2 protein-coding genes and 1 pseudogene are annotated in these 8300 nt (G+C 63.2%); 2 read left to right on the top strand and 1 reads right to left on the bottom strand.

The window, feature by feature from the left end; all coding sequences use genetic code 11:
- Positions 1-1239 (bottom strand): IS21 family transposase (istA, locus tag ACLJK8_RS20905; RefSeq protein ID WP_413152322.1); only part of this gene is annotated, 1239 nt, incomplete at its 3' end.
- A gap of 175 nt (positions 1240-1414) precedes the next feature.
- On the opposite strand from istA, the pseudogene ACLJK8_RS20900 reads away from it, so the two are divergent.
- Together ACLJK8_RS20900 and ACLJK8_RS20895 are read left to right on the top strand one after the other, a co-directional pair.
- Positions 1415-1666, top strand: a pseudogene (locus ACLJK8_RS20900) (hypothetical protein); the annotation flags it as partial.
- Between the two features lie 441 nt (positions 1667-2107).
- Positions 2108-8191, top strand: a complete 6084-nt coding sequence (locus tag ACLJK8_RS20895; protein ID WP_413152321.1) for a SpvB/TcaC N-terminal domain-containing protein — start codon at positions 2108-2110, stop codon at positions 8189-8191.
- The last annotated feature ends 109 nt before the right edge of the window (positions 8192-8300 follow it).

The following is an 8300-nucleotide window of genomic DNA, read 5'->3' as shown; positions in this document are numbered from 1 at the left end:
GCCGGCGGCCAGGCGCCTGGCCACGGCGTCATAGAACGACAGTGGCCTTCGCCCGACATCCCTTGGCCGTCCCGGCGCCGCTGACATCGGGAGCTCCGGGGGCCTCGGCGGTACGATCTTGCGATGGTCCGGATCGACCCGGCGCTGGTTCTTGCCGTCCATCACGGGGTGGACGGCGATCAGCCGCCTGTCCTCGAAGATGCGGATTTCCCGAGGATGGTTCTGGACCTCGACCACGCGTTTGCGGGTGGCGTCCGGCACGCTGTAGAGATTGCCCCCGACCGAGACCATGCCCTCGTGGCTCACCCGGCGCTCCACCGTCAGCACCGCGCTGTAGGGGATCGCGGGCAAGGCGATCAGACGCGGCTGTTCCTCGGCGAAGTGCTCGTCCACGATCCGCTGCGTCGTCGCGTGGCGGCGCGGGTTGGCGATGGTGGCGCGCCAGTCCTCGAACTGGGCATTCAGGTCATCCATGTTCCGGAAGGTGCGCGCGAGGAAGAAGTCCTGCCGGACGTAGCGGTAGGGTCGCTCGACCTTACCTTTCGTCTTTGCCCGAAACGGCCGGCAAGCCCGGGGCAACGCCCCGTAATGGGTCAGCAGCGCCACCAGCGAACTGTTGTATGTGATCACGCCCTCGGCGTTCTCGCCGATCACCGCCGTCTTCATCCGGTCGTAGAGCAACTCCGAGGGTGCGCCGCCCATGGCGGCGAAGGCGTCGATGTGGCAGCGCATCACCGTCTGGAGATCCTGCGTGGCGCAGAACCGACCCCAGAGCCAACGGCTGTGCCCGAGCACCATCGTGAAGAGCCAGACGATGCGCACCACGCCGGGCTCATCGGCGAATTCGACCCGGAACTGCGCGAAGTCGACCTGCGCCTGCCGGCCCGCCGGGGTCTCGAAGCGGCGCTCGAACGGTTTCGTCCTGGCGGGACGGACATCGCGCAGATAGTCGGTGACGGCGGTGTAGCCGCCGCCATAGCCCATGCCCCGGATCTCTCGCAGGAGCCGGCGGCCGGACAGGTCCGGGAAGGCGAGAACACGGTCGCGCAGGTACGGCTCGAAGGCTTCGATCAGCCGGGGGCGCGGCTCGCGCGGGCCGTAGCTCGGCGCGACGACGCCCGCGTCCAGATGCTTGCGCACCGTCTTGCGATCAAGGCCGAGCTTGCGCGCGATGGCGGAGATCGAAAGCCCTTGCCGTTTCAGGTCATGGATCATGACAACTTCCCCAAGTCTCACCACCCGCGCGCCTCCCGTCCCGGTCGGCTCGATCAGGGGCTGTGTTCTGGCCGCTGCCAACCTGCCGGGGGCATGCCCCCGGCAGGTTGGCGCTCAAACCCGGAAAACTGGGGAATTTTCAAACGGCGCTTTTGGGGAGAATACGGCCGGCACTAACAGCGAGCTTCGCCAACGCCACGGGGGCGTGCTGATGCTGACGATCGCAGCGGTGCCAAATGCTTCGTCCGTGTGGGTGCGCGTAGTCGACGAGGTCAGCGGCGCGGTCTTCGAGCAGGAGGTGACCGCTGACCTGCCGGCGGCGACCCAGTTCCTCGCGCCCCGGCTCTTCATGAACAATGGCGTGACGGCAGCCGCAGTCGCCTTCGACTGCTCGGGCGTCTACGTCGAGACCGAAAAGGCTGTGGCGCGTGCGACCCTGACTGGAAATTAGCTAGGGCGGCGGTGATCCCCGGCCCCACTGCACGCGTCGCCGCCACCCCCGGCCGGGTCCGGCGCCGGGAAGCAGCTGGACCAGCGAGCAGCCGTAGGCGTCGTCCGATCCTACTGCGCCCGTGATCGGTGATCCGCGAGGCGGCGCCGACCATTTCTTTCGCGCGACTCCACTCTCGAATGCCAGACTTCGGCGCGAGTTGGCATGCCAATACGATCGTACTGCGCGCTTCCGACCCACATTTCTGTGTAATTAGTCGAATATCTCATAAATCGTTTCATAGTGATCGTGTATGAGAGTATATTTGGGCGCTCGGAAGTAGCCCCCTGTACCCGGAAGTGGTATGCTTTAGAATAACCTATTGATTCGACTTCGCTCATCAACGATTGGGCGCGAGGGGCGGTTTTGGAAGATCGGCCGCATTCGGCTGAGAAGGAGGCATTGCCCTTCAGCAGTGGGGCGGGGAGAGCTCCTTCGATCACGCTTCCGAAGGGCGGCGGCGCCATTCGCGGAATCGGAGAGAAGTTCGCAGCCAACCCGGTCACCGGCACGGGCTCCATGTCGGTGCCTATCGCTACCAGCCCAGGCCGTTCAGGCTTTGGGCCCCAGCTATCGCTGTCCTACGATTCCGGCGCCGGCAATGGCCCGTTCGGTTTCGGTTGGTCGCTTTCGATGCCCGCCATCACGCGGAAGACCGAGAAGGGGCTGCCGCGATATCTAGATGTGATCGACTCCGATACCTTTATTCTCTCGGGCGCCGAGGACCTCGTGCCTGTCTATCGGCAGGACGCCGACGACAGCTGGATTGCCCGTCACCCGGATCACTCGCTCGGCTCAGATGGATTCTGGCGCGACTCAACGGGCCGCCTAGTCATCCAAGAAGACGACCGCAACGACTACCGCGTCCGCCGCTATCGGCCACGCATCGAGGGCCTTTTCGCGCGAATAGAGCGCTGGACTGGCAGAGACGGCAACGTCCATTGGCGATCGATTTCAAGAGACAACATCCTCACAATTTACGGCAGGGACGAGGACTCGCGGATCGCAGATCCAAGCGATTCCGCTCGCATCTTCAGCTGGTTGATCTGTGAGACCCGCGACGACAAAGGCAACGCGATGGTCTACGGATATAAGTCGGAAGACGGTTACGGCGTCGATCCTTCTAAGGCGCATGAGCGCAACCGGGGCGGGCGCGACGACGCGGGACGACGTGTCAACCGGTTTCCCAAGTTCATCCGCTACGGCAACCGTACACCGCTCCTCGACCGCTCCCTCTCCGCCGCGGCAGACCCCACGGTAGAGTGGCTGTTCGAGGTCGTGTTCGACTACGGCGAGCATGACCCTTCGGCACCCGCCCCGAACGACGGAGAGGATGGCGCCCGCGAGTGGGAGTTTCGCGCCGATCCGTTCTCGTCCTACCGCTCCGGCTTCGAGGTGCGAACGACGCGGCTCTGCCAGCGCATCCTGATGTTCCACCATATCCCTGACACCAATGGACCAGACGGACAGGAAGGCTACGACGGCCTGGTGCGTTCGACCGACCTGACCTATGCCCACGAGCAGGAAGGGAGGGACCCGAGCCCGAACTACACGGTCCTCCGCGCGGTGAGCAACGTTGCCTACCAGCGCCACGGCAGCGGTTACCGGAAGCGCGAGATGCCGCCGGTCGAATTCACGTACAGCCCGGTCGTCGTTCAGGATCAGGTTCATGACGTTGATCCGGCGAGCCTTGAGCACCTCCCGGTCGGATTGGACGGTTCGGCCTATCGCTGGAACGACCTGCATGGCGAGGGCATCCCCGGCATACTCACGGAGCAGGCCGGGGCCTGGTACTACAAGCGCAACTGGAGCCCAATCTCTGACAATCAAGCCGAAGGCAACGAGGAGATCAGGGCTAAGTTTGGCCCTCTCGAGACTGTGGCCCTAAAGCCGAATGTTTCCGTGAGCGGCGGGGCAGAGTTTATGGACCTTGGTGGCGACGGGCAACCCGATGTCGTTGTTATGGAAGGCCCTGCCTCCGGCCTATACGAGCACGACGATGCCGAAGGCTGGTGGCCCTTCCGCCCCTTCACCTCGCGCCTGAACCGCGACCTGCGTGATCCCAACCTCAAGTTCGTAGATCTAGACGGCGACGGCCACGCCGATGTTCTCATCACCGAAGACGACGCCATCGTCTGGCATACTTCGCTCGCCGAAGACGGCTTCGGCCCGGCCCGCCGTGTTGCGCAGTCGCTCAACGAGGAAGAAGGTCCGCGCATCGTTTTCGCCGACGGCACGCAGTCGATCTACCTTGCTGATCTCTCGGGTGATGGCCTCACCGACATCGTGCGCATCCGAAACGGCGACGCCTGCTACTGGCCGAACCTCGGCTATGGCCGGTTCGGCGCCAAAGTGACAATGGACAACGCGCCCTGGTTCGATCATCCGGACCAGTTTGACCAGAAGCGCCTGCGACTTGCCGACATCGATGGTAGCGGCACCACCGACATCATCTACCTGCACCGCAATGGGGTGCGCCTGTACTTCAACCAGTCGGGCAACGGTTGGAGCAAGCCGAACACGCTGAACGTGTTTCCGCGCATCGACGACTTGGTGAGCATCGTGCCCGTCGACCTGCTGGGGAACGGCACCGCCTGCCTGGTTTGGTCCTCTCAGCTGCTTGGCGATGCGCCCCGGCCGATGCGCTACGTGAACCTGATGGGCAAGGACAAGCCGCATCTGCTCGTCAAGGTCAGGAACAACCTGGGAGCAACGACCGACGTCCTCTATGCGCCGTCCACGAAATTCTATTTGCAGGACAAGCGCGACGGCAGGCCCTGGATCACGCGGCTGCCCTTTCCCGTTAATGTGGTCGAACGCGTCACCGTTACTGACAAGTGGCGCGGAACGACGTTCTCAACCACCTACAGCTACCACCATGGCTACTTCGACGGCGTCGAGCGCGAGTTCCGCGGTTTCGGTCGCGTCGAGCAGATCGATACTGAGAACTACGGCAAGTTCTCCGCCGGTAACGCCGAGAGCCCCTACATCACGCCCGAGCACGAACTCTACCAGCCACCCATCAAGACTGTGACTTGGTTCCACACTGGTGCCCTCATCGATCAAGGACGCGTGCTTACGCTATATGCGAATGAGTATTTTCCGAACTGGTTCGAGGCTCTCCACCCGCAAACCACGGACGTGCTTGGAGCCTTTCAGGAAAACACGCTTCCTGAGCCGGACCTCGCTGACTTGGACCTCACGACTGCGGAGTGGCGCGAGGCTCTGCGAGCATGCAAGGGCATGCCGTTGCGCCAGGAGATCTACGAGCTCGATGTCGATGCGCTGCGCGATGGCGTCCAAAAACCTGTGAAGCTGTTTTCGACGGCCTATCATAACTGCCACATCGACCGCTTGCAGCCGCGCGGCGGCAACCGCCACACAGTCTTCCTTGTCACCGAAAGCGAAGCGATTGCCTATCACTACGAGCTGGATCTGCGCACGGCGCAAGTAGTGCCCGATCCGCGGGTATCCCACACGCTGAACCTGCGCATAGACCAATTCGGCCATGTGCTCCAGTCGGTAGCGATCGGTTATCCGCGCTTCGTGCTCTTCGATGATGCGGCGTTGAACTCGCAGACGGTGAGTCTCATCAGGAATGTGCAGAGCGAACTGCACATCGCCTACACGGAAACGCGGTACACGGACGAACTCGAGGGCAGCGGCATCGTGGCTGACAGCCACCGCCTGCCTCTGCCGTGCGAAGTTCAAACCTACGAACTTACCGGGATCGCGACCAGGGATGCGAGCGACGCCTCCACCGCCGATCTGCGAGACGACCGCTATTTCTCGATCGACGAGCTTCGCGCTTACCGCTTGAGCGAACGCTATCAGGCCCGCGGCAGGGCCGTTGGCTCGCTTCAGTATCACCAGCAACCGGATCGAGTCAGCGACCCTCCACCAGCGGAGAAGCGGCTGGTGGAGCATGTCCGCACGCTGTATTTCGATGACGCCAGCGGCACGCTGGCGCCCACAATACCACTCGATTTCGGCAAGCATGGACCGCGCGGGCTGAAATATGAGGACTACAAGCTGGCGCTAACTGAAACGCTGCTTGGTGCTGTCTTCGGCGCTAAGCTCTCTGAAACGATCGTCGTCAGTTCCGCGGAGCAGAAGCTCGCATCGGCCACCACGAGCGGATATCTCAGCGGAAGCGACCTGGCTGACCGGTTTCATCCGATCGACACGACCGGCCAATTCTGGACGCGCTCCGGCGTCGCGGGGTTTGCGGCGGATGCTGCGCAACACTTCTTCCTGCCCGAGCACTACGAGGATTCCTTCGGCAATGTTAGCGAGATCGCCTTCGACCCGCGCGACCTCTACATCGAGTCGACCAGGGACGCCCGCAGCAACGAGCTAAGAGTTGTGGAGTTTGATTTCCGCGTGCTGGCGCCGCGGACGGTGCGGGACGCCAATGGCAATGTCACGCGTGCCGCCTTTGACATCCTTGGCATGCCCGTTGCTGTGGCCTTGGAGAAGAGCGGTGATTCACTGACGGGTCTGACACCGGGTCTCCTCGACCCGATTCCGTCGGAAGTCGCGCGCTTCATGGGTCTGGAGCCATACGCCGAAACCGACCCTAGGCGTTGGCTTGGCCAAGCGACTTCGAGGTTCGTTTATCACCTCGGCCAGGTAGTGGATGCGACCGGAACAGTCGCGTGGGAAGTGCGGCCCCCGGCCGCATGCGCGATTCAGCGCGAACGGCATGTGGCCCAACTCGCTGGCCAGAGGACCAAGATCCAAGTCTCGATCGAATATTCGGATGGCGGCGGCAACGTTCTCATGAAAAAGGCGCAGGCCGAGCCTGATCCCGAGAGCAGCCCGCCCAACCCTCCGCTGCGCTGGATCGCCAGCGCAAAGACGATCTTCAACAACAAGGGCAACCCGGTTAAACAATACGAGCCCTATTTCAGCGCGGCCGAGCACCGCTTCGACAAACCGGAGGCGACGAGCGAGGTCGGCGTTACGCCGGTCATGTACTACGACTCTCGGGGTCGCCTCGTCCGAACCGAAAAGCCGGATGGAACATTCAGCCGCGTCGAGTTCTCTCCCTGGCAGGTGAAGACCTTCGACGCGAATGACACTGCGTTCGATACTATGCCGGCAAATTGCAGCGATTGGTACAGGAGGCGGAGGGACCCGACTCATCCGCGCTTCGCCGAATTCAACGATGCAGAGAGTGCGCGCGCCGCCGAGCAGGTAGAGAAGCACGCAGATTCACCGTCACAGATACATCTCGACAGTCTCGGGCGCGAAGTCGTCGCCATCGCGCACAACCGAACTCCCGACGCCAACGACACATGGCGAGACGACTTCCACGTCGCCTTCACCAAGCTCGATGCCGAGGGCAAGCCGCTGTGGATCCGCGACGCCCGCGGCAACCTGGTGATGCAGTACATCACGCCCTGCAAGGCCAACAACGATCCCGGCGATGACATTCCATATCGCCTCGATCCCACCACGGGTGGACGCGTCTACAGCGCTCCCAGCTATGACATCGCCGGCAATCTGCTGTTCCAGCACAGCATGGACGCGGGCGACCGCTGGATGCTGATGGACGCCGCCGGCAAGCCCATGCTCGCCTGGGACGTGAACGACAGGGGTCCCGGCTCCGCGGCGCAGCCGCGCATGTTCCACACGGAGTACGACGAGTTGCATCGCCCGATCAGCCAGTGGCTCAAGGTGGGTGCCGAGGCGGCGGCCCTGGTCGAAGCATTCGACTACTGCGACACCGACCAGCCCGACGGCGCCGCGAATCTGGCTGACGCAAAGGAGCGCAACCTGATCGGTCAGGCGGTCAGGCACTGGGACTCCAGCGGCCTCTCCACCGTCAAGCGCATCGATCTCTCCGGCAAGCCTGCGCACGTCACGCGAACGCTGATCAAGCCCGAGGCCGACGGCGCCGCGGGCGTGGTGAGATGGGAGGTCACGGATCGCGGCAGCTTGCTCGAAGACGAATCCTTCCAGCAGATCACCGAGTACGACGCGCTCGGGCGGGTGACGCGCCTGTACAACTGGCACCGCGACATCACCTTCGGCGCGAACGGTGCGCAGACGACTCCGGGAGCCACCAACCGCGTGGCGGTCTTCGAGCCCAAGTACAACCAGCGCGGTGCGCTGGTGTCCGAGCGGCTGCATATACGCGCGACAAAGTCGACCGACGAGGGGCGCGTCAGCTTCACCAGGGATGCTCAGCGCAGCCAGCAGTCGATCAGGCGGATCACTTACAACGCCAAGGGCCAGAAGCTCCGCCTCGAGCTCGGCAACGGCACCACCACGCGCTACGCTTACGACCCGGAAACCTTTCGGCTGCTGCATCTCTATACAAGGCGCGGGGAAGCTTTCACCGGCGACTGCGACAACCCGACTCCTCCGCCGCCCACGATCGCGGCGCCCGACACCCCGCCTCGAGGCAAGGCCTGTGGCGTGCAGAACCTGCACTACACCTACGACCCCGTCGGCAACATCACTCACACAAGGGACTGAATTGGCCCCCGTTTCGACCGGACACTTGAGCACAGCCATGGAGGCTTAGGCATATGCCTGAGCACGTGCTTATGTCTGAGATAGAGATCATCACTGATGGCGGCCGTCG

Source organism: Amaricoccus sp. W119 (genome assembly GCF_047275745.1).
Taxonomy (GTDB): Bacteria; Pseudomonadota; Alphaproteobacteria; order Rhodobacterales; family Rhodobacteraceae; genus Amaricoccus.
The sequence above is the reverse complement of the archived record's forward strand: the minus strand, read 5'-3'. Positions and strand labels throughout refer to the sequence as shown.